At 66.9% G+C, this 22,488-nt stretch carries 15 protein-coding genes; 5 read left to right on the top strand and 10 right to left on the bottom strand.

Annotation, left to right across the window (positions count from 1 at the left end; all coding sequences use genetic code 11):
* The first annotated feature begins 27 nt into the window (after nucleotides 1-27).
* The 4 genes from CBY09_RS01950 to CBY09_RS01935 all read left to right on the top strand — a co-directional run bounded on the left by CBY09_RS01950 (nucleotide 28) and on the right by CBY09_RS01935 (nucleotide 7,721).
* Complete coding sequence (locus CBY09_RS01950; RefSeq protein WP_205734075.1) at nucleotides 28-2,208, top strand: TonB-dependent receptor; 2,181 nt, start codon at nucleotides 28-30, stop codon at nucleotides 2,206-2,208.
* Between the two features lie 172 nt (nucleotides 2,209-2,380).
* Nucleotides 2,381-3,121 (top strand): DUF4198 domain-containing protein, encoded by a 741-nt coding sequence (locus CBY09_RS01945; protein WP_094285821.1) that lies wholly within the window; start codon nucleotides 2,381-2,383, stop codon nucleotides 3,119-3,121.
* A 162-nt stretch (nucleotides 3,122-3,283) separates the two neighbouring features.
* Nucleotides 3,284-5,422 carry a TonB-dependent siderophore receptor gene (locus CBY09_RS01940; RefSeq protein WP_094285819.1) on the top strand — a complete coding sequence of 713 codons (2,139 nt, stop codon included), beginning with the start codon at nucleotides 3,284-3,286 and terminating at the stop codon, nucleotides 5,420-5,422.
* A 121-nt stretch (nucleotides 5,423-5,543) separates the two neighbouring features.
* Nucleotides 5,544-7,721 carry a TonB-dependent siderophore receptor gene (locus CBY09_RS01935; protein WP_094285817.1) on the top strand — a complete coding sequence of 726 codons (2,178 nt, stop codon included), beginning with the start codon at nucleotides 5,544-5,546 and terminating at the stop codon, nucleotides 7,719-7,721.
* A 232-nt stretch (nucleotides 7,722-7,953) separates the two neighbouring features.
* On the opposite strand, the gene CBY09_RS24285 is transcribed toward CBY09_RS01935, so the two are convergent.
* The 6 genes from CBY09_RS24285 to CBY09_RS01905 all read right to left on the bottom strand — a co-directional run bounded on the left by CBY09_RS24285 (nucleotide 7,954) and on the right by CBY09_RS01905 (nucleotide 12,738).
* Nucleotides 7,954-8,352, bottom strand: a complete 399-nt coding sequence (locus CBY09_RS24285) for a DUF7668 domain-containing protein (RefSeq protein ID WP_094285923.1) — start codon at nucleotides 8,350-8,352, stop codon at nucleotides 7,954-7,956.
* Nucleotides 8,353-8,394: 42 nt separating this feature from the next.
* A complete protein-coding gene (locus CBY09_RS01925) occupies nucleotides 8,395-8,796 on the bottom strand; it encodes a hypothetical protein (protein WP_133066222.1) in 402 nt (133 codons plus the stop codon).
* 140 nt (nucleotides 8,797-8,936) lie between these two features.
* Nucleotides 8,937-9,623 carry a hypothetical protein gene (locus CBY09_RS01920; protein WP_133066221.1) on the bottom strand — a complete coding sequence of 229 codons (687 nt, stop codon included), beginning with the start codon at nucleotides 9,621-9,623 and terminating at the stop codon, nucleotides 8,937-8,939.
* Between the two features lie 191 nt (nucleotides 9,624-9,814).
* Nucleotides 9,815-10,501, bottom strand: coding sequence for a GNAT family N-acetyltransferase (locus CBY09_RS01915; RefSeq protein WP_094285811.1), 687 nt, complete (start codon nucleotides 10,499-10,501; stop codon nucleotides 9,815-9,817).
* Nucleotides 10,498-11,058, bottom strand: a complete 561-nt coding sequence (locus CBY09_RS01910; protein ID WP_094285809.1) for a MarR family winged helix-turn-helix transcriptional regulator — start codon at nucleotides 11,056-11,058, stop codon at nucleotides 10,498-10,500. The genes CBY09_RS01915 and CBY09_RS01910 overlap by 4 nt, the downstream gene beginning before the upstream one ends.
* Before the next feature lie 243 nt (nucleotides 11,059-11,301).
* Complete coding sequence (locus CBY09_RS01905; RefSeq protein WP_094285807.1) at nucleotides 11,302-12,738, bottom strand: NAD-dependent succinate-semialdehyde dehydrogenase; 1,437 nt, start codon at nucleotides 12,736-12,738, stop codon at nucleotides 11,302-11,304.
* Between the two features lie 88 nt (nucleotides 12,739-12,826).
* Here CBY09_RS01905 and CBY09_RS01900 point away from each other — a divergent pair, with 88 nt between their 5' ends.
* Nucleotides 12,827-13,999, top strand: a complete 1,173-nt coding sequence (locus CBY09_RS01900) for a pyridoxal phosphate-dependent aminotransferase (protein ID WP_094285805.1) — start codon at nucleotides 12,827-12,829, stop codon at nucleotides 13,997-13,999.
* Between the two features lie 940 nt (nucleotides 14,000-14,939).
* On the opposite strand, the gene CBY09_RS01895 is transcribed toward CBY09_RS01900, so the two are convergent.
* The 4 genes from CBY09_RS01895 to CBY09_RS01880 all read right to left on the bottom strand — a co-directional run bounded on the left by CBY09_RS01895 (nucleotide 14,940) and on the right by CBY09_RS01880 (nucleotide 22,404).
* Complete coding sequence (locus CBY09_RS01895) at nucleotides 14,940-16,436, bottom strand: efflux transporter outer membrane subunit (protein WP_094285803.1); 1,497 nt, start codon at nucleotides 16,434-16,436, stop codon at nucleotides 14,940-14,942.
* Nucleotides 16,437-16,527: 91 nt separating this feature from the next.
* Complete coding sequence (locus tag CBY09_RS01890) at nucleotides 16,528-19,761, bottom strand: efflux RND transporter permease subunit (protein ID WP_094285801.1); 3,234 nt, start codon at nucleotides 19,759-19,761, stop codon at nucleotides 16,528-16,530.
* A 28-nt stretch (nucleotides 19,762-19,789) separates the two neighbouring features.
* Complete coding sequence (locus CBY09_RS01885) at nucleotides 19,790-21,043, bottom strand: efflux RND transporter periplasmic adaptor subunit (protein ID WP_094285921.1); 1,254 nt, start codon at nucleotides 21,041-21,043, stop codon at nucleotides 19,790-19,792.
* Between the two features lie 491 nt (nucleotides 21,044-21,534).
* Complete coding sequence (locus CBY09_RS01880) at nucleotides 21,535-22,404, bottom strand: alpha/beta hydrolase (protein ID WP_205734074.1); 870 nt, start codon at nucleotides 22,402-22,404, stop codon at nucleotides 21,535-21,537.
* Nucleotides 22,405-22,488 lie beyond the last annotated feature (84 nt).

The raw sequence follows: 22,488 nt of genomic DNA, 5'->3' as shown, positions 1-22,488 counted from the left end.
CCGGCATTCCCAACCACCCCTGTTGCCATGGCTGCAGCCGTGGTGGTGCTGGCCCTGGCCACACCTGCGCTGCATGCGCAGCAAGCTGCAGTTCCCGCCACTGCGAGCGAAACCAAGACCCTGTCCACCGTGACCGTGAACGCCAGTGCCGATGCATCGGCCCAGGGTTTGTCGCCCGCCTACCCCGGCGGCCAGGTGGCGCGCGGCGGCCGCGCGGGCGTGCTGGGCACGCACGATGCGATGGAGACACCGTTTTCCATCACCAGCTACACCAACGAGCTGATCCAGGACCGCCACGCGCGCAGCGTGGGCGACGTGCTGCAGAACGACCCCACGGTGCGTGTGGCGCGGGGCTTTGGCAACTTTCAGGAGTCGTACTTCATTCGCGGCTTCCTGCTCGGGTCGGACGACACGGCCTACAACGGCCTGTACAGCCTGCTGCCGCGCCAGTACATCGCTACCGAGCTGTTCGAGCGCGTGGAGGTACTGCGCGGCGCCTCGGCCTTTTTGAACGGCGCCAGCCCCAATGGCGGCGGTATTGGCGGCAGCATCAACCTGCTGCCCAAGCGCGCACCCAACGAGCCCCTGAACCGCGTGACCTTTGGCGTGGCCAGCGGTAGCCAGACGCAGCTGGCGGCCGATGTGGCCCGCCGCTTCGGGCCCGACGGCAACACCGGCATCCGCGTGAATGCCGCCACCCACAGCGGCGGCACCGGCGTGGACGATGAAGACGTGAAACTGGGCCTGGTGGCTGTGGGCCTGGACTGGCGCAGCCGCGACGTGCGCCTGTCGGGCGACATCGGCTGGCAAGACCACAAGCTGCGCAACACCCGCACCAACGTGACACTGGCCGCCACCGCCACGCAGGTGCCCACTGCACCCGACAACGCCACCAACTTTGCCCAGCCCTGGACCTATTCCAACGAACGCGACACCTTTGGCACGCTGCGCGGCGAGTGGGACATCACACCCAACGTGACCGGCTGGGCGGCTGCGGGCGCGCGCCGGGGCACCGAGGCGAATTCGCTGGCCAACCTCACGGTGGCCAACAGCAGCACCGGCGCAGGCACCACCTACCGTTTTGACAACACCCGCAAAGACAGCGTGAACACCGGTGAACTGGGCCTGCGTGGCAGGCTGCAGACCGGCAGCGTGGGGCATGAATGGGTGGCAGTGGCGTCGCACTTCAGCGCCGACAAGAAGAACGCGTATGCCATGGACTTTGGCAACACGCAGGCTACCAACCTCTACCGCCCCGTCTATTCGGCCCTGCCCGCGCTGAGCGCCAACACCATCCGGGGCGGCGACCTGGCCGACCCGCGCATCACCGGCAGCACGCGCCTGACCAGCCTGGCGCTGGGCGACACGATGTCGCTGCTCGATAACCGCCTGCTGCTCACCGTGGGCCTGCGCCACCAGTCGCTGGAGATCGCCAACTACGACTACGGCACCGCCGTGCAGACCGACCGCTACGACCAAAGCCGCACCAGCCCGCTGCTGGCGGCGGTGTACAAGTGGGGCAACAGCCTGTCGGTATACGCCAACTATGTGGAAGGCCTGAGCCAGGGTCAGACCGCGCCCAGCACCGCCGCCAACCGGGGCGAGATGCTGGCGCCCTATGTCTCCAAACAAAAGGAAGTGGGCGTGAAGTGGGACGGCGGGCGCTTTGGCGGCAGCGTGGCGCTGTTCTCCACCACCAAGCCGCGTGCCTATGTGGGCAGCGACAACCTTTTTGGCAGCAGCGGCAAGGACCGCCACCAGGGTATCGAGCTGGCCGTGCAGGGCGAGGCGACCAAGGGTCTGCGCCTGCTGGGCGGCCTGACCTGGCTCGATGCCAAGCAGATCGCCACCGGCGCCGCCAGCACCGATGGCCGCCGCGTGATTGGCGTGCCCAAGCTGCAGGCCAATGTGGGCGCCGAATGGGATGTGCCCGGCGTGAGCGGCCTGGCCGTGGATGGCCGCCTGGTGCACACCGGCGCGGTCTATGCCAACGCCACCAACACGCTGCGCGTGCCCGGCTGGAACCGCCTGGACCTGGGCGTGCGCTACCTCACCGAGGTGCAGGGCCACCTGGTCACGCTGCGCGCCCGCGTGGACAACGCGACCAACCGCAACTACTGGGCCTCGTCGGGCGGCTACCCCGGCGCGGGCTACCTGGTGGTGGGCGCGCCACGCACCTTCTCTTTGAGCGCCAGCGTCGATTTCTGACGCACTCCGGGCGGTGCCGTTCAGCCAGCCGCCCGGCCCCAGCCACCCAGCGCCAGACCACCGGGCGCAGGCAGCCAACTTCTTTCGCACAGGGATTGCCCCTGGCCCCGCCGGGGCCGGGCACACCCTGCGCACGCACATTTTTTGTTGAAACCACCGAAAGGAAACTGCCATGTCATCGTCCCTGCGCCTCCAGGCCCCGCTGCTCGCCACCCTGATTGCCTGCGCGTCCCTCACCGCCGTCACCAGCGCCCACGCCCACCAGGTGTGGCTGGAAAACGCAGGTGGCCAGGCCCGCCTGCACTTTGGCGAATTCAATGAGAACCTGCGCGAGTCTTCGCCCGGTGCGCTCGACAAGTTCCTGGGTGCGCCCGCACTCGACCAGCGCAGCGCTGCAGGCACACAGCGCCTGGAAGGCAAGCTGGGCAAGGACGCCTTCAGCTACACCACCCAGGCCGATGCACAGACGCTGTTTGCCACGGCCAGCTACCCGCTGATCGACCGCAGCAAGCGCAACCAGCCCGCCATGCTGTGGGTGCCCGCCGCGCGCTGGGTGGCCAACGCGGGCCAGGCGGCCGAGGCCAACACCAAGGCTCTGGACCTGGTGCCCACCGGCAAGCCCGGCGAGTTCAAGGTGGTGTTCAACGGCGCGCCCCTGCCCAAGGTGCAGGTGGAGATGGTGGCGCCCTCGGGCTGGTCACGCGGCGAACAAAGCGGCGACGACGGCACGGTGACCTTTGCCCTGCCCTGGAAGGGCCAGTACGTGGCCGAGGTCAAGCACAGCGACAAGACCGCCGGTGAGGCGCAGGGCAAGCCGTATGGCGAAACCAGCTACGTGACCACGCTGAGCTTTGTGCAGAAGGACGGCATGGCATCGCCCGCGCTGCCCGAGCCGCCCGCCAAGGGCCACTGATCTGCGGGGCCCAGCGGGGCCCTTGCAACACCCGGAACCTGCACCCCACCTGCGGGGCTGCCGGGTCAAGACTTTTCGCGGCTGCGCTGCGCCTGTTTTTTGAATGAAAACAGGCCCTGCCGCGCTCTGCATATCGGCCTTAAGCTACCGAATCAATAGCAAATGACCCACTATCATCTTCTGCGCACCGCCGTCGCCCAGGCCGTGCTGCTGGCTCTGTATGGCATGGCCCAGGCACAGACGGGCACGGCCGACGACGCTGCCCCTGCCGCACCCACCGCCCCGGCCGCGCCCTCGTTGCGCCAGGTGGATGTGGTGGACTCCACCGCTGGCGCCGCCGCCACCCCCGCACGCCGCGCGCAAAGCAGCTCGCGCCTGGGCCTGTCGGTGCTGGAGACGCCGCGCTCGGTCAGCGTGATCGACAACGCGCTGCTGGAGCAGCAGATGGCAACCACCGAACGCGACGTGCTGCGCAACGCCTCGGGCGTGTCGGCGCGCACCGAGTACTACGGCTCGTACTCGCAGTTCGCCATCCGGGGGCTGTGGGCCAACAACATCAACAACTACCTGCGCGACGGCGCGAAGTTTTCGCACCTGCTGGACCCACCGCTGTTCAACATCGACCGTGTGGAAGTCATCAAGGGCCCCGCAGCGCTGGAGTTTGGCCAGGTCGCGCCCGGCGGGCTCATCAACTATGTGAGCAAGCGGCCCCTTGCCGAGCCGCTGCGCACCGTGAAGATCGGCGCAGGCAGCCATGGCTGGCGCAGCGCCGATTTTGATCTGACCGGCCCGCTCAACACCGACGGCACGCTGCGCTACCGCCTGGACGGCGGCGCCAGCCGGGGCGGCAGTTTTGTGGACGGCAACACCCCGCGCAAACAGGGCGTGGCGGGCAGCCTGGAGTGGCAGATCACGCCCGACACCGTCTGGCGCGCGCAGGCCGAGACCCAGAGCAGCGAGGGCGTATCGACCGTGGGCCTGGCCGTGCCCGACCCCAAGAACCCGCGCAGCGCCGACGTGCTGCCCGTGGGCGCGTTCTATGGCGAGCGCTGGCTCAACACCAAGGGGAGCCTGCGCTTTTACTCCACCGAACTGCAGCACCGCTTCGCCAACGGCATCGAAGGCCGCGTGCACCTCTCGCGCAACGAAACCCACCGCAACGTGAACCTGCCCTCGCCCATGGGCCCCGTCACCAATGGCAAGGTGGCGCGCGGCTACTGGCTGGCGCCGGGGCAGGAATACACCGCCGACACCGCTCTGGCCGAGCTGCGTGCCAAGGTGCAGACCGGAGCCGTGCAGCACCAGTTGCTGGCGGGCCTGGACTGGCGCGCCAATGCAGGCGTCTACGGCGCAGTCACCCGGGGCAACCTGGGCACCATCGACCTCTACAACCCCATCGCGGGCCTGGTGCCGCCCGTGGCTTCCACGGGCGTGACCCGGCTGTCCACCGACGCACGCAACACCGGCCTGTTTGTGCAAGACCGCCTGGCGCTGGGCGACTTCGGCCTGCTGCTGGGCCTGCGCCATGACCGCTTCAAGGACGCTTACACCACGCCCGTCACCGACCTGAGCAAGACCCAGCCCAGCGCCGCACTGACCTGGCAGCCGCGCCCGGGCAGCATGGTCTACGCCAGCCACGCGCGCTCGTTCCAGGCCAACTCGGGCACGCTGGTGTGGGGTGCGCAATCCGCCCCGCCTTCGGAGGGCAAGCAGCTGGAAGTGGGCTGGAAGCAGGAATGGCTGGGCCAGCGACTGATGACCACCGTGGCCGCCTTTGACCTGGAGTTCACCAACGCCCCCGCCAACGACCCCGCACACCCGGGCTACTCGGTGCTCACGGCTCGCCAGCGCATCCAGGGCATCGAGCTGGAGCTGCAAGGCCGCATCACGCCTGGCTGGACGGTGACGGCCAACGCGAGCTTCCACGACCCCAAGGTGCTGGCCGACACCGTAGCCGGTGCCAACGTGGGCCACCGCGTGGGGCTGGCCACGCGCCGCGCCGCATCGCTGTGGACGCAGTACCGCCTGCCGCAGCTGCCCGGTCTGTGGGTAGGCGGCGGCCTGGTGCACCAGGGCGACAAGTTCACCGCCAACGACAACCTGTGGCGCCTGCCCGGCTACACCGTGGTGGACCTGGCGGTGGGCTACCAGTTTGCGGGTGGCGTGCGGATACAGGCCAACCTGAAGAACGCGGGCAACCGCCGCTACTACCTGGACGGCTCGACCACCGCCGCAGGCTTTGCCGCTGTGGTGCCGGGCACGCCCCGCAGCCTGCAGGTGTCGCTGGACTACACGTTCTGACAACCGGCGACCAAGGCACATCGGCGCGCTGCCCCATCGGCCCACCCACAACCCGGCACGCGACACGCCATGCCTGGCCAGCGGGCCTGAACCTTTTTTCAACCCTCGGAGAAACAGCACCATGCAATCTGGCATCACCGTCTGCCGCACCGCCATCGCACATGCGGCCCTGCTTGCCCTGTGCGGCGCGGCCCATGCGCAGCAGGCCACACCCACTGCCCCAACCGCCCCCACGGCAGAAAAAGCCCTCGCCCCGGTCACCGTGAGCGCGGGCGCCGAGCAGGAGAACCCCACCGCCCCCGTCACCGGCTTTGTGGCCAAGCGCGCCCTGAGCGCCACCAAGACCGACACGCCGCTCATCGAAACCCCACAGGCCATCAGCGTCATCACCCGCGACCAGATGGAGGCCCAGGGTGTGCAGACACTGCGCCAGGTGACGGCGTACACGGCCGGGGCGGTGTCGAACTACTTTGACAGCCGGGGCGACACCTTCAAGGCGCGCGGCGGCGATGTGACGCAGTACCTGGACGGCATGGTGCGCTTCATCGGTTACTGGAACGACACCCGGCCCGACCCGTACACGCTCGAACGTGTCGAGTTTCTGCGCGGCCCCTCGTCGGTGTTGTATGGCCAGGGCAGCGTGGGCGGTGTGCTCAACCTCACCAGCAAGCGCCCGCAGGCCGAAACGCAGCGCGAAGTGCAGGTGCAGCTGGGCAGCAACGCACGCAAGCAGATCGCCGCCGACATGACCGGCAAGCTCACACAGGACGGTGAATGGCTTTACCGCCTGGTGGCCGTGGGCCGCGACAGCGACACGCAGGTAGACCATGTGCGCGACGACCGCGTGGTGATCGCCCCCACCGTGACCTGGAAGCCCAGTGCCGCCACCTCGCTCACACTGCAGCTCACGCACCAGAAGGACAAGAGTGGCTCGCTCATCGGCTTCTTCCCCTGGCAGGGCACGCAGCTGCCCAACCGCTATGGGCAGATCCCCACCAACACCTTCATCAGTGAACCCGGCTGGGACCGCTACAACTCCGAAAGCACCTCCTGGGGCTACCTGTTCAGCCACCAGATCGACAGCACCTGGACCGTGCGCCAGAACCTGCGCCGCAGCGTGAGCGACGTGGACTACCGCACGCTGTACACCAGCTTCACCGCCAATGCCGCCCAGGGCCGCCCCGCGCGCCCCGTGTTCAACGCCGATAACCGCACCGTGCTGCGCGATGCTTCGTGGACGTTGGGCAACGCGCGCATGCTGCTGGTCGATACGCAGGTCGAAGGCAAGCTGCGCTGGGGCGAAGCCGAGCACACCGTGCTGGGCGGCCTCGATGTGCAGCGCAACCACTGGGGCCAGCAAAGCTGGCGCGCCGTGGCGCCCGCCATCGACGTCTACAACCCCGTGTACGGCAACTTCACGGCGCCATCGGCATCGGCCCTGGCACGCGTGCCCAGCGTCGAGCAGCGCCAGCTGGGCTTCTACGCCCAGGACCAGATCAAGTGGGGCCGCTGGACCGCCACCCTGGGCCTGCGCCATGACAACGCCAAGAGCGACACAGAAGGCCGCCCCGCCGCTGCCGTCAACGACAAGGCCTGGAGCAAACGCGCTGGCGTCACCTACCAGATGGACGGCGGCTGGGCCCCGTATGCGGGCTATTCCGAATCCTTCCAGCCACTGGGCGGCGCCAACTTCTACGGCGTGCCCTTCAAGCCCCAGCGCGGCGAGCAGTGGGAGGCCGGTGTGAAGTGGCAACCGCCCGGCCAGGGCATCAGCGCCTTCGCCGCCGTCTACCAGCTGCGCGAGAAAAACCGCAAGACCACCGACCCGACCAACCCGCTCAACAGCCTGCAGATCGGTGAAGTCAAGGTCAAGGGCTTCGAAGCCGAGGTGCAGGCCAGCCTGGCACGCCAGTGGGACTTCACCGTAGGCTACGCCTTCACCGATGCGAAGATCAGCCGCAGCAACGCCGGCGACCAGGGCACCCCGGTGGCCAGCGTGCCCAAGCACACCGCATCCGCGTGGCTGAGCCACCGCTTTGCCAGCGAAGGCCGTGGCGGCTGGACCGTGGGCGCAGGTGTGCGCTACACCGGCTCGCAATGGAGCGGCACCAGCGCCATCAGCACCCCGGCCGCCACCCTGGCCGATGCGATGGTGGCCTACGACGCAGGCGACTGGCGCGTGGCCTTCAACGTGGTCAACCTGGCCGACAAGGTGCACATCACCCAGTGCCTGGCGCGGGGCGATTGCTTCTATGGGCAGGCGCGGACGTACACGCTGACTTCGACGTACCGGTTCTGAGGGCACGGGAAGAGGCTGGCTTGAAGAGATTCAAGCCAGAATGGGCTTCTCCGCGCTATGGAAAAGCCTTGGTAGCTATAAAAATAATAGCAAACAAAAAAAGCCCCGGCTTATCGATGAGCCGGGGCTTTGTTTTGCGAGGATTTGCGGCGGCTACCAAGAACGCGGCGAAGTTCAACGCACTGGTCCGGGAGTACTCAATCCGTTCGTGCCCGAACCCGCATGACACGCGCTATGGTACGTAGACCATGTAGACATCAAACTTGAACCCGCTACCGTCCTCAGACACCCTGAGACTGAGCACAAGGTCACTTCTTCCCTCGGAAGACGTCCAGAGATCAATCAGCGCATCCCACCGAACTCCCATCCAGATGCACACGGAGGAATCCCAGGTTTCCTCCGGGAGTTCCACCAATTCCTCTCCGTAATGCTGGATGTATTTCTCGATATGTTCTGCCGTCTCAGACGACACAGGTGAAACGCCGGGAACACCTACGCTCAATGCGTAGTCTCGCCCCACGAACGCACGAACAATCTCACAAATGACCGGTCGCCAAGCCGAAGGAATAGGACGCTCCGAATCCGCATCCCTGAGGGCAGGCACTTGAGGGTCTTGCTTATTAATGGTCATCTGAATTTTGGTTTTTTGGTACGCACTGCCCCGAGCCATCCTTCACCACGCCGCCCCCCGAAATCCTTCACCACGCCGCCCCAACACCACCAACGGCGCCAGCATGCCCACAGCGAACACCAGGACCAGAACGATGTGCACCGGGAGCGGGGTGGGTGAGCCCACAAGACTGTCCAAAAGCAGCGGCACGCGCAGCTCGCCAGCAGAGAGGAAGTAGCGCATCGTCCAGCGCAAGCACTCGATCATCCACACCACGCTGGCCAGACTGAGCCCCCACATCACGCCCCGCCACAGGCCCATGGCGGCAACAGCACAGGCGGCCGCTTTGGCATAGCCGCCCCAGGCGGTCTCGCCAGCAAGGTCGGCGGTGTAGCCATGCCACACGGCATGGGCCGCCAGTCCGCAGATCAGAAAAATTCTGGTGGCACGTGCTATCGAAGGCATCGGGTACAGCTGGCGTGTGGACAGGCGGACATGCTACGGCAGCGACGGGGCGTCCGAATGGACATGTGCCGGGCGCATGGGACTTTCACCGATGGGCAGTGTCTGCCACATGGCGGGTGCCGAGCAGACATACAGCGGCATCAATGCCCCCCAAACCGCCCCACCTGCCGCAGCCCGCCGGTCAGGCGCCACAGGCTGATGCACCAGCCATCACACCCTTCCTCCACCACCAGCCCGGGCAGGTCGTTGCCATCGATATCGACATGGCTCTCAGGGGTGCCAGGCACCTCACCCATGTAGGCATAAGTGCCCTGGCTGCTGCGCACAAACACATGGTGCCTTTGCGCTTGGTAGAACGCGTCCGCGTCGCGCACCACCTTGCCAGGCACCACCACCGTGGTGCGCGCGCCGGGGGCGTCGTGGGGCTGCTGGATCGACCTGGCATCGTCCCACTTCAGTTGGCGCAACAGTGCGCCAAAGCGGCGCGTGTCGGACTGGATGTAGGTCTGCAGTTCGGTGCGGAGGTCAGGGTCGATCTTGCGCACGTCCCACCGGGGCGTGGCGGGTGGCGCCATCGAAAACAGCGCGTACTGCCTGCGCTCACTCTGGCGGGCCGGGCCTTGCACGGTCACCCCTGTCACGTCCCAGTCGTCGGCGCCGGACTGAGTCTTGAACACCTCGGCCTTGCACCGGTACTTCACGCCGCCTTGCAATGCAAACACCGCCTTGTCCGCATTGCAGTGCTGCACCAGCCGCTGTAGCTGGGCCTTGTCATCAAAACGTGCCATCACCCGCTCGGCATCGGGCGGCAGCAAAGCAAAGAACAATCCGCCACGGGTGCTGTGGCTTTCTCTCTCCATGCCCGCGATAGCGGGCAAGGCGCAAAACAAAGCCAACCATGGAACAAGCAGTCGCGTCAACAGCATGGGCCGATACCTCCGTCACGGAAGGAATGGTAACGGCCAACCGCACAGGAACGGGCACTGCCGCAGCATGCAGCAACTTGTCCGAAATTTCTTCACCGCCCCAGCACCACCACATGTACGCCGGTGCGGATGCGAAACCCCAGGCTTTCATACAAAGCAATCGCCGCTGTGTTCGTCGCCCACGCGTGCAAAAACGCCTGGTCGCCCCGCTGCTGGATGGCATGCGCCACCACGGACGACAGCCTGCGTGCAAAGCCGTGGCCGCGAAAGTCGGGGTGGGTGCAGACACCGCTCACCTCAGTGCCGCCCGCAAAGCGCATGCGCTCGCCCGCCATGGCCGCCAGGCGGCCGCCCACGCGGATGCCGATGAAGCGGCCCATGGTGTGGGTGCGGGGCAGGAACGGGCCGGGCTCGGTGAGCTGGGCCAGGGCGAGCATCTCGGCGGCATCGGCGTCGCCCAGCTCCACGATGTCTTCCTTGCCGGGCTCGGGCGCAATCGCCTGCGTGGCCAGCATCTGCACGCCCTCGGCGCGGCGCAGGGCCTGCAGGCCGAGGGGCACGGGGGCAGGCTGGGCTTGCAGCACAAACACGGCCTCGCCCTCGGCCACCAGCGGGGCCAGGGCCGCCAGGCTGGTGCCGTCACCGTCGTCCCGGGCGGATGCAAACAGGTTGACATCACGCCGGTAGCGCCGGGCCTCGTCGCCACCTTCGGCCAGGAGGGGCGCATAGGCCAGGGATGCCCAGACGGGCCGGTCGAAGGGATTGTTGGTGGTGTTCATCGTGAGGTTTCCTGGGTCTTTTTTGCGGGCTTGCTGAGGGCGGGGGTTTTGCGCTTGCGCGGGGACGGCTCACTCGCAATGGCGGCCGCCGAGCGTTGTAGCAACGAGGTGCGCTGCAGGCCCACCTCCAGCGCCGCGAGTTGCTGCAGCAAAGGGCCTTCAAGCGATGCACACACCTGGGCCACCGAGGCTTCGATCACGGGCCAGACCTCGCGCTGGGCGCGCCGGACCAGGGCCTGCCCCTCGGGGCTGAGCGCCACACGCCGTATGCGCCGGTCGCCCTCCACCGCTTCGGACACCACCAGGCCGCTGTCCTCCAGGCCTTTGAGCGAGCGGGTGACCACGGGCTGGCTCACGCCCACGGCCTGGCTCAGTTCGCCCACCCCCAGCGGGCCGTGCCAGTTCAGCGCGGCCAGCAGCGGGAAGTGCGCCGCAGGCATGCCAATGCCGTGCTCGGTCAGCAGCGCCTGGGTTTGTGCCTGCAGCGCCTCGCCAATGCGCTTGAAGCGGGTGCCGAGGGTAAGAAAACCGAGTTCCTTGACGATGTCTTCGATCATGTTTTGCCACCTAGATATATATCATGATATGTTTTTAATGGGCTGTGTCAAATCCTTCCTCCACACACGTCACCATTGCATCTTGCCGTACTGCAGCAGCCCCGCGCGTACCGCCGCACCACAACAAAGCAAAGGGCCTGCGCGCAGCCTCGCGGAAAACTCCCGGGAGACAGCCCGCAGGCCCTTGTTCACCACTCGATGCAGGCGACACGCACCAACGCGTGCCGCCCGGCGGGGCATGCTTTACACGTTCATGATCGACACTAGGCGCGTGTTCATGTGCGCCTCGATGGCTTCAGGGCCGCCTTCGGAGCCGTAGCCCGAGTCCTTCAGGCCGCCAAACGGCAGCTCGGCCGCAGGGGCGGCGGCCTGGTTGATCCAGAGCATGCCCACTTCCAGGCGCTGGGCCAGCAGGTGGGCGTTCTTCAGCGACGTGGTGAAGGCATAGCCAGCCAGGCCAAACGGCAGGCGGTTGGCTTCGGCAATGGCATCCTCGATCTTGGTGAAACCACGCACGGCAGCCACGGGGCCGAAGGGTTCTTCGTTGACGATGCGGGCCGACAAGGGCACGTCGTTCAGCACCGTGGGCGCAAAGAAGTTGCCTTCGCTGCCAATGCGCTCGCCACCGGCCAGCACCTTGGCGCCCTGCTGCACCGCATCGGCCAGCAAGTCGGCCATGGCGGTGATGCGGCGCGGGTTGGCCAGCGGGCCCATCTGCGTGCCCGCCGTCAGGCCGTCACCCACCTTCAGGCCCTGCGCGTACTTGGCAAACGCGGCCACAAAGTCGGCACGGACGCTTTCGTGCACCAGATAGCGCGTGGGCGAAATGCAGACCTGCCCCGCGTTGCGGAACTTGGCGCCGCTGCTGATCTTGATGGCCAGTTCCAGGTCGGCGTCTTCAGCCACGATGACCGGTGCGTGGCCGCCCAGCTCCATGGTCACGCGCTTCATGTGCTTGCCGGCCAGCGCGGCCAGCTGCTTGCCCACGGGCGTGGAGCCGGTGAACGTGACCTTGCGGATGATGGGGTGCGGGATCAGGTAGCTGGAGATTTCAGCCGGGTCACCGTACACCAGTCCCACGGTGCCCACGGGCACGCCTGCGTCGGCAAATGCGCGGATCAGCTCGGCCGGGCTGGCGGGGGTTTCTTCAGGCGCCTTGACCAGGATGGAGCAGCCCGCAGCCAGCGCGGCGGCCAGCTTGCGCACCACCTGGTTGATGGGGAAGTTCCATGGCGTGAAGGCCGCTACAGGGCCCACCGGGTCCTTCAGCACCATCTGCTGCGCCTTGAGGTTGCGCGAGGGCACGATGCGGCCGTACACGCGCAGCGACTCGTCGGCAAACCATTCAATGATGTCGGCAGATGCCATGGTCTCGACCTTGGCCTCGGCCAGGGGCTTGCCCTGCTCTTGCACCATGATGGCGGCAATGGCCTCGGCGCGCTCGCGCATCAGGGCCGCTGCGCGGCGCATGGTCTTGGCGCGCTCGGCGGCAGGCATGTCGCGCCAGGCTTCAAAACCCTTTTGTGCGGCGTCCAGGGCGCGGTCCAGATCCACCTTGGTGGCATGGGCCACGCGGCCGATTTCCTTGCCCGTGGCGGGGTTGAACACGGCAAGGGTCTTGCCTTCGGCGGCGTCTTGCCACTGGCCTGCGATGAAGAGCTGGGTGTTGGGATAGGTCATGAGCGTTGGTTGGTCAGCCAAGGTGGTGAAAAAATCGAAAAAACGACTATACGCCTGCGATGATGGCTGTGTATTTCAAGGAGATTGCATGCGAGAAGTAGTCCAAAGCCTCGAAGAGTCGCGCATCCGCGAAGTGGCCAACGAAGGCCTGGGGCGCAGCGATGTGCTCAAGTTCTGGTTTGGCGAGAGCGACGAGGTGACGCCCGATTTCATCCGTGAGGCGGCCATTGCGTCGCTGCAGCACGGTGAAACCTTTTACGCCCACAACCTCGGCCTGCCCGAGTTGCGCCACGCGATTGCAGGCTACATGCACGGCCTGCACCCGCAGCAGCACACCGATGCGTGGTTCGACCACATCGCAGTGACGTCCGGCGGCGTGAACGGCCTGATGGTGGCCGTGCAGGCCCTGGTGGACGCGGGCGACGAGGTGGTGCTGGTGACGCCCGTGTGGCCCAACCTGGTGGCGCAGCCACGCATTCTGGGCGCACAGGTGCGCACCGTGCCGCTGGTGGCCGACGCACAGGGCGCTTGGCGCCTGGACATGGATGCGCTGCTGGCCGCCATCACGCCCGGCACGCGCCTGCTGGTGGTCAACGCGCCCAACAACCCCACAGGCTGGACGCTGACACGTGAGGAGCAAGCCACCATTCTGGCGCACTGCCGCCGCACGGGTACGTGGATTTTGGCGGACGAGGTGTATGAGCGGCTGTACTACGCAGGCGACACGGCCAACGGCGCCGCACCCAGCTTTCTGGACGTGGCTGAGCCCGAGGACCGGCTGATCGTGACGCACAGTTTTTCCAAGAGTTTTCTGATGACCGGCTGGCGCCTGGGCTGGCTGGTGCTGCCGCCATCGCTGACGCATGCCGTCGGCAAGCTGATCGAGTTCAACACCTCGTGCGCGCCGGTGTTTGTGCAGCGCGCAGCCACGGTGGCGCTGCAGCGCACGGAGGAGGTGACGCCTGCGCTGGTGGCGCATCTGAAGACCTGCCGGGACACGCTGGTGCCGTTGCTGGCCGATGTGCCGGGGGTGTCGGTGGCTACGCCGCGTGGGGGCATGTATGCGTTCTTTCACATCGACGGGCATGACGAGTGTTTGCCACTCGCCAAGCGGTTGGTGCGGGAGGCGGGGTTGGGGTTGGCGCCGGGCAGTGCGTTTGGGGGGGAAGCGTCGGGGTGGTTGCGGTGGTGTTTTGCGAGTCGGGATGTGGGGCGGTTGGGGGAAGGGGTGGAGCGGTTGAGGGGGTGGTTGAAGGGGTGATGGAGAGGATTTTTAGGATTTTTGGCCGTTAGCGCTTGTGGGATAAGCGCTGGCAGCTATTGTTTTTATAGTTATTGGTTCGCGCTCTGCCCGTTCGTGCTGAGCTTGTCGATGCCAGTGCACGCCCGCTCGCGAATCTGTGCGGCATGCCTGGATTCAGGGCGGGAACCGGGGTGTGCGCCCGGCGGCGCAGTAACTTTCTCTTGCCTCGCCAAGAGAAAGTCACCAAAGAGAAAGCGACCCTACACGCTGCGTCCCTTCGCTTCGCTACGGGCAACCTGCGGTGCTCGGTTTTGGCGGGGTCTCGCTAAACTCGCGCCGCTTCGCGTCACTCAAACAGACGCGAGCCCTGATCCGCCAAAACCTGCGCTCCTCGGCGCATCCTTAAGGGAACCCCGGGGAACGGACATCCACACGGGCCATTGCTTCGCTGCGCTGCGCTCGGCCCCGAACGCGCAGGCGCTGCGCGCCGCGACCGCGAGGCCGAGCGAAGCAAAGGGCCGTATGGCTGTTCGGCTGTCCCACCCCTGCTGGCTGCGCCTGCGGCGGGGCGGTTGCGGGGTGGCATGGGCGTCGGAGCGCCCATGCTTCGTGATCTGACTCGCCGCAGTTGTCCGAGCGGAGCTGCGAAGCAGCGCAGTGAGTTCTGCGGCGCATCCCGCAACCGCCCCGCCGCAGGTTTGCCCCGGAGCGCAGCGAAGGGGTCGCAGACTGGGGGTCGCCCTTTCTTTGGTGACTTTCTTTCGGCGACGCGAAAGAAAGTTACTCGCACGCCGGGCGACTCCCGGCCTCCGCCCTGAACACAGGCACACCTTCCAAACCAGCACACCAAGGCTCCGACAGACGCAGCCCCAACATTTGGAAAACATCCTGCACTATGAAAACAATAGCTGCTAGCGCTTATCCATTAAGCGCTAGCAGCCAAAAGACCTCCGAACAACTATTGCGACATCTGCGCCAACTTCACCGCAGGCTGCTCCCCCCACCCTCCACCGAGCGCCCGAATCAACCCCACCGTCGCCACATACTGCGCCGTCCGCACCTGCAGCTCCTGCCGCCGATTGCGCAACTCGCTGCGCCGCGCGTCCAGCAACTCCAACTGACTCACCAGCCCATTGCGATACCGCACATCCGACAACTGCGTGGCCCGCCGCGCAGCTGTCACCGCCCGCCCCTGCGCCTCGGCCTGGCCGGACAGAAGACGCAGCGAGGTCAGCTGATCCTCCACGTCCCGAAACGCGTTCAGCACCTGCCCCCGATGGTCAGCCAGCGCAGCCTCCAGGCGCGCCTTCGCGCCCTCGATCTGCGCATCGCGCTGGCCGCCGTCAAAGATCGGCAGCGACAGCAGTGCACTCACGCCCCAGGCACGGGCGGACCACTTGAACAGATCGCCCAGCTCGGGCGACGCATGCCCCGCATTGCCCGTGAGCGTGACGGCCGGGAACCAGGCCTTCTGCGCCACGCCCACGCGCGCTTGCGCGGCCAGCACGGCGGCTTGCGCGGCCGACACATCAGGTCGGCGGGCCAGCACCGTGCCGGGCACGCCGGGGGGGATCACCGGCAACGCGGCATCGCCCGTCGCGGGCGGCAGCACAAAGCCGCTGGCCACCTCGCCTGCCAGCACGGCCAGCGCGTTGGTCAGCAGGGCCTGCTGGCGCTGCAAGGCCAGGGCATCGGACTCGGTAGCGGCCACCTCGGTCTGCACACGGGCCACGTCCAGCTCGGCCACGTCGCCCGCCTGCAGGCGGCGCTGGGTGAGGCGCAGGGTGTCCTGGTACGCGGCCAGACTCTCTTGCACCAGCACCTGCTCGGCCTGCACGGCGCGCAGCTGCAGGTAGGTTTGCGCCACATCGGCCTGCACCATCAGGCGCGTGCTTTGCAGCAGGGCTTCGCGCGCATCGGCGTCCAGCCGTGCGGCGTCGCTGGTTTGCGAGAGACGGCCGAACAGGTCCAGCTCGTACGAGGCGTTGAGCCCCGCGGTGCCCAGCGTGGCGGGTGCTGCGCTGCCCGTGGTGGCAGCGCCTGCCTGGCGCGTCACACCGGCCGAGGCGCCCACTTGCACCGAGCGCGCGGCATCGGCAGAGCGCAGCAGCGAGCGGGCCTCGGCCAGGCGCGCGGCGGCCTGCTGGATGCTGGTGTTGGCCTGGCCCGCGCGCTGCACCAGATCGGCCAGCACCGGGTCTTGAAAGCCCAACCACCACTCGCCGCGCGGCTGCGCCTCGGCGGGGGCGGCGATCGTCCAGGGGGCCGTGGGCAACGCGTCGCCCCCTGCGGTGAAGCTGGCGGGCACGGGCACACCCGCATGCGGCGCGGGGGCCACGGGCTGGGTCATGCAACCGGCCAGCACCAGGGCGGCGGCCAGGGGCGCCAGCAGGCTGCGCTTGCGCACTGCGAGGGCTCCATCGGTGGAGTTTTTCTTCAATAGCAAATCGGTCATGGTTGGTCTCCTGCCCCAGCCAATGCACCCGCTGCACCCGGCAGCGTGGAGCGAGCATTCAGGGCCACAAAGGTCGTTGTGGTCGTGGGCATCATTCGTGCTCCTTGCGGGGCGCGGCCAGCACCGGCTGACCCATGCCACCACCGTGGGGCGCCTGCGAGATGGGCGCCACATGCGCGCCATGCTCCACCAGCGGGCGATTACCCGCCAGCTTGCGCAGCAGCACATAGAACACGGGTGTGAGGAACAGGCCGAAGGCCGTCACCCCGATCATCCCGGCGAACACCGCCACGCCCATGGCGCTGCGCATCTCAGCGCCCGCGCCGGTGGACAGCACCAGGGGCAGCACGCCCATCACGAAGGCCAGCGAGGTCATCAGGATGGGGCGCAGCCGCAGGCGGCTGGCCTCGATGGCGGCCTGCACGGGGGTGCGCCCGGCAAACTCCAGCTCGCGCGCAAACTCCACGATCAGGATGGCGTTCTTGGCCGATAGCCCCACCAGCACGATGAGCCCGATCTGCGTGAACACGTTGTTGTCGCCGTTGCTCAGCCACACGCCGGTCATGGCCGCCAGGATGCCCATGGGCACGATCAGGATGATGGCAATCGGCAGCGTGAGGCTTTCGTACTGCGCGGCCAGCACCAGGAACACCAGCAGGATGGCCAGCGGGAACACCAGCACGGCGGAGTTGCCGGCCAGGATCTCCTGGTAGGTCAGCTCGGTCCATTCGAAGGTGATGCCCTGGGGCAGGGTCTCGGCGGCGATGCGCTCGATGGCTGCCTGCGCCTGGCCCGACGAGTAGCCGGGCGCGGGGCCGCCATTCACATCAGCAGCCAAGTAGCCGTTGTAGCGCATGGCGCGCTCGGGGCCGAAGCTGGGCTCCATCTTCATCAGCGCCGACAGAGGCACCATCTCGCCGGTGGCAGAGCGCACCTTGAGCAGGCCCACGTCCTCGGCCCGCGCGCGGTAGGCCGCATCGGCCTGCACGCGCACGCTGTAGGTGCGGCCAAACTGGTTGAAGTCGTTGGCGTACAGGCTGCCCAGGTAGATCTGCAGCGTGTCGAAGATGTCCGTCACCGGCACGCCCAGCTGGCGCGCCTTGGTACGGTCGATGTTGGCGTACAGCTGCGGCACGTTGACCTGCCAGCTGGTGAACAGGCCAGCGAGTTCCGGCGTCTGGTAGGCCTTGCCCATGAAGGCCTTCACGGCGTTGTCCATGGCTTCGTAGCCGAGCGAGGCGCGGTCTTCGATCTGCAGCTTGAAGCCGCCCGTGGTGCCCAGGCCCGCGACCGGAGGCGGCGGGAACATGGCGATGAACGCGTCCTGGATACTGCCGAAGGCCTGGTTCAGCTGGCCTGCCACCGCGCCACCGCTCTGGTCGGCACGGGTGCGCTCGGCAAAGGGCTTGAGCGTGGCGAACACGATGCCGGAGTTGGAGCTGTTGGTGAAGCCGTTGATGGACAGGCCGGGGAAGGCAATCGCATCTTCGACGTTCGGGTTCTCCTTCATGATCTCGCCCATGCGGCGAATCACGTTCTCGGTGCGGTCCAGCGTGGCGCCATCGGGCAGCTGCGCAAAGCCGATCAGGTACTGCTTGTCCTGCGCGGGCACAAAGCCGCCGGGCACGATCTTGAACAGACCCATGGTGGCACCCACCAGCGCGAGATAGATCACAAACATCAGCGCCTTGCGGCCAATGACGCGCTTGACCCCGCCGCTGTAGGCCTCGGAGCCGCGATGGAACAAGCGGTTGAAGCCGCGGAACAGGCCACCGAACACCTTGTCCATGCCGCGCGTGAGCGCGTCCTTGGGTTCGTCGTGGCCCTTGAGCAGCAGTGCCGACAGCGCGGGCGACAGGGTCAGCGAGTTGATCGCCGAGATCACCGTGGAGATCGCGATGGTCACCGCGAACTGCTTGTAGAACTGCCCCGTGAGGCCGCTGATGAAGGCCAGCGGCACGAACACCGCCACCAGCACCAGTGCGATGGCGATGATGGGGCCGGACACCTCCCGCATGGCGCGGTAGGTGGCCTCGCGCGGGGTCAGGCCCGCCTCGATGTTGCGCTCCACGTTCTCCACCACCACGATGGCATCGTCCACCACGATGCCGATGGCCAACACCAGCCCGAACAGGGAGAGCGCGTTGATCGAGAAGCCCAGCAGGTGCAGCACGGCAAACGTACCCACCACCGACACCGGCACCGCCAGCAGCGGGATGATGGAGGCACGCCAGGTCTGCAGGAACAGGATCACCACCAGCACCACGAGGGCAATGGCTTCGAGCAGCGTGTGGATCACGGACTTGATCGACGCACGCACGAACTGTGTGGGGTCGTACGCAATGCGGTACTCCACACCTTCGGGCATGTTCTTCTGGATCTCGTCCATGGTCTTGCGCACGTTGGACGAGATGTCGAGCGCGTTGGAGCCCGGCGCCTGGAACACGCCCATGCCCACGGCGGGGTCGTTGTTGAGCAGCGAGCGCAGCGAGTAGTCGGCCGCGCCCAGCTCCAGGCGGGCGATGTCGCGCAGGCGTGTCACCGCACCATCCGCACCGGTCTTGACGATGATGTCGCCGAACTCTTCTTCGGTCTGCAGGCGGCCCTGCGCGTTGATGGACAGTTGCAGGTCCACGCCCGGCAGGCCGGGCGATGCGCCCACCACACCTGCAGCCGCCTGCACGTTCTGACCGCGGATGGCTGTGACCACATCGCTGGCCGAGAGGCCGCGCTGCGCCACCTTCTGCGGGTCGAGCCACACGCGCATCGAATAGTCGCCGCCGCCGAAGATCTGCACCTGGCCCACGCCCTGGATGCGCGCGAGGCGGTCCTTCACGTTGAGCACCGCGTAGTTGCGCAGGTAGTCGATGTCGTAGCGGTTGTTGGGCGAGACCAGGTGGACCACCATGGTCAGGTCCGGCGCGCTCTTGACGGTGGTGACGCCCAGGCGGCGCACTTCCTCGGGCAGGCGCGGCTCGGCCTGCGAGACGCGGTTTTGCACCAGCTGCTGGGCCTTGTCGGGGTCGGTGCCCAGGGCAAACGTCACCGTGAGCGTCATCACGCCGTCGGTGGTGGCCTGGCTGCCCATGTAGAGCATGCCTTCCACGCCGTTGATGGACTCCTCCAGCGGCGTGGCCACGGTCTCGGCGATCACCTTGGGGTTGGCGCCCGGGTACTGGGCGCGCACCACCACGGAGGGCGGTGCGACTTCAGGGTACTCGGAGATGGGCAGACCGCGCAACGCGATGAGCCCCCCGAGGAAGATGAGCACCGACAGCACCCCGGCAAAGATGGGGCGGTCGATGAAAAAGCGGGACAGGTTCATGGGTGCAAATTCCTGGTGTCCAGCGCGCTCAGGCGGCTGGCGACTTGACGGCGTTCTTGGCTTCCTTGCGATCACCCGCAATCTCGGCCTTGGCGGTCATGGGTACAGGCTGCGGCGCCACCACGGCACCGGGGCGCACGCGCTGCAGGCCATTGACGACGATGTTCTCGCCCGCCTTGAGGCCCGAGGTGACCACGCGCAGGCCGTCAATCGGCGCGCCCAGGGTGACCTCACGGTACTCGGCCTTGTTGCCCTCGCCCACCACCATCACGAACTTCTTGTTCTGGTCGGTGCCCACGGCACGTTCGTTGATGAGCAGCGCCTGCGTGTTGCGGGCCTGGCCCATGCGGATGCGGGCGAACTGGCCGGGGATGAGCGAGCCGTCTTCGTTGTCGAACACGGCGCGCACGCGCACGGTGCCGCTCTTGGCATCGACCTGGTTGTCGATGAGCTGCAAGCGGCCGGCGTGCGGCGTGCCGCCCGTGGTGCCGGTGCCCATCTGCACGGGGATGCGCTCGATGAGCTGGCGGGCGCTGTTGCCGCGCTGGCCGCTTTGCAGGTCCGCCAGGGCCTTCACCACGATCTGCTCATCGGTGTCGAAGCTCGCGTAGATGGGGCTCACGGACACCAGCGTGGTCAGCACGGGGGCGCCCGCACCGGCCGCCACCAGGTTGCCCACGGTGACTTCGATGCGGCCCACGCGGCCCGCCACCGGGGCGCGCACCTGTGTGTACGAAAGGTTCAGCTTCGCGGTCTGCAGCGCGGCCTGGGCGGCGCGCAGGTTGGCATCGGCCTCGCGCTGGGCGTTCAGGCGCTCATCGTGCTCGCGCTGGGCAATGGCTTTTTCTTCGAGCAGGCGCGTGGCGCGCTCCAGTTCGCTACGGGTGTACGACAGGCGGGCCTGCGCGGCGACCACCTGGGCTTCGGCGCGGTCCACCTCGGCGGCGTAGGGGGCGGGGTCCACCGTGACCAGCAGGTCGCCCTGCTTGACCAGCGAGCCTTCGCGGAAGTGCACGGCCTGCACGGCCCCCGAGACGCGGGGGCGCACGTCCACGCGCTGCACGGCTTCGAGCCGGCCTGAAAACTCGTCCCAGAGGGCGATGTCTTTTTGCAGCACGGCTGCCACCGACACGGGCATGGCGGGGGGGGTGGCGCCTTCGCCGTTGGCCTGGGCCGCAGGCGATTGGAAAACAAGGATCAAAGCGGCCACTGCGGCCGTCACGGCGGTGGCAATGGTGGCCAGGCCCAGAGGGCGGTTCTTGAAGAGCGGGTTGGAGTTCATGGTCATTTCAATCAAACGTAAAGGCCGCCTTGGCGGGCAAGCCGATGAAGGTGTTTTTGCTGCCAGACTGCGCCCCTACAGCGGGGTGACAGACGCCAAGGCAGCGGGCGGTGGGGCAGTCTCGGCATTGACACGGTGAGAAAGTCAAGCCCCTTGACCCGACGCCCCCAGTGGGTACGCGCCAGCCTCGGAAACTCAGACGCGGTGATGCTGCGGGTTGTGACAGCCAAAGCGGCAGGCCCCAGAGAAGCGCAAGGTGTGGTTCATGCTGTTATTTCCTCCATATCGTTGACATCAATGACTCCTGCCCGCCGTCCTGCCCCTCGCGGGCACGGCTTGCAGAAAACGCAGGCAAAGCCTCTCCCTCCGGCTCGGCAAGCCGGAAAAATCAGCGTTGAAAACCAGGGTCTTGGTAGCAGGGCCGCGGTATCAAACCTCAACCTGCGTTGAGGTCATCCACGTTCAGCGACCCAAGGGGTTTGATCCCATGCTCAGGAAGGCACCGGACATCGGGTGGCTTCAAAGAACTGGCGGAACTGCTCTTGCGCACCCGCAGCACAAGGGCATTCGTGCTCACCGGTCTGCAGCAGGGCATCGGGCCACTGCGGGTTCTTGGAGAACACATGGCGGGTTATCGGCAGGCCTGCTGCCTCCAGCCGGGCCGCGTAGGCCAGCGCCTCGTCATGCATGGGGTCGGTGTCGCCCACCAGGATCAGCGTGGGTGGCAACCCCGCCAGGCGCTGTGCACCGGCCGGCACGGCATAGGGGTGCTCGGCATCGCGCGGGCAGCGCAGAAAATTGCGCCAGCCTTCGGTCCACTTGCAGCCGGTGGAGTCGCCCGTGGCTTCGCGCAGCGAGGCAGTGCCCACACAGGGGTCCAGCATGGGAGACAGCAGAATCTGCCCGGCCAGCGGCGGGTGCGACTGGTCGCGCGCCATCAGGCTCACGGCCGCCGCCAGATTGCCCCCCGCTTCTTCGCCCGCCAGATAGACCAAAGCGCCCTGCCCACCGAGCTTGGTGCGGTTGCGGTGCACCCACTTGAGCACGTCGTACCCCGTGTCCACGGGCTGCGGAAACGGCGTGAGCGGATAGGCCACCGACACCACCACCGCCCCTGCGCCTTCCAGCAACGACGCCACGGTGCAGCCGTTGTCCAGATCGCCCGAGGTGAAGGCGCCGCCATGAAAATGCACGACCACGGGAGACGCTTGTCCCGCCTTCTTGCGGCCATACATGCGCACGGCCACGTCCTGCCCCTTGCCCACCTCAATGGTGGAATCGGTGCAAACGGACGCTGCGGCCTTGGAGGCGGCAGAGGGCTGCGGTGTGGAGGATGGCGAAGAAGGGCGGTCGGGCTGCATGGCAGGTACCCAGTCAGTAGGTGGAAGGTCGGTTGACGATGGATGAAATGTAGTGGCTTGGGCCTTTTGGATAAACAGGTCAAA

This window comes from Acidovorax kalamii, from assembly GCF_002245625.1.
GTDB lineage: Bacteria > Pseudomonadota > Gammaproteobacteria > Burkholderiales > Burkholderiaceae_C > Acidovorax > Acidovorax kalamii.
The sequence above is the reverse complement of the archived record's forward strand: the minus strand, read 5'-3'. Positions and strand labels throughout refer to the sequence as shown.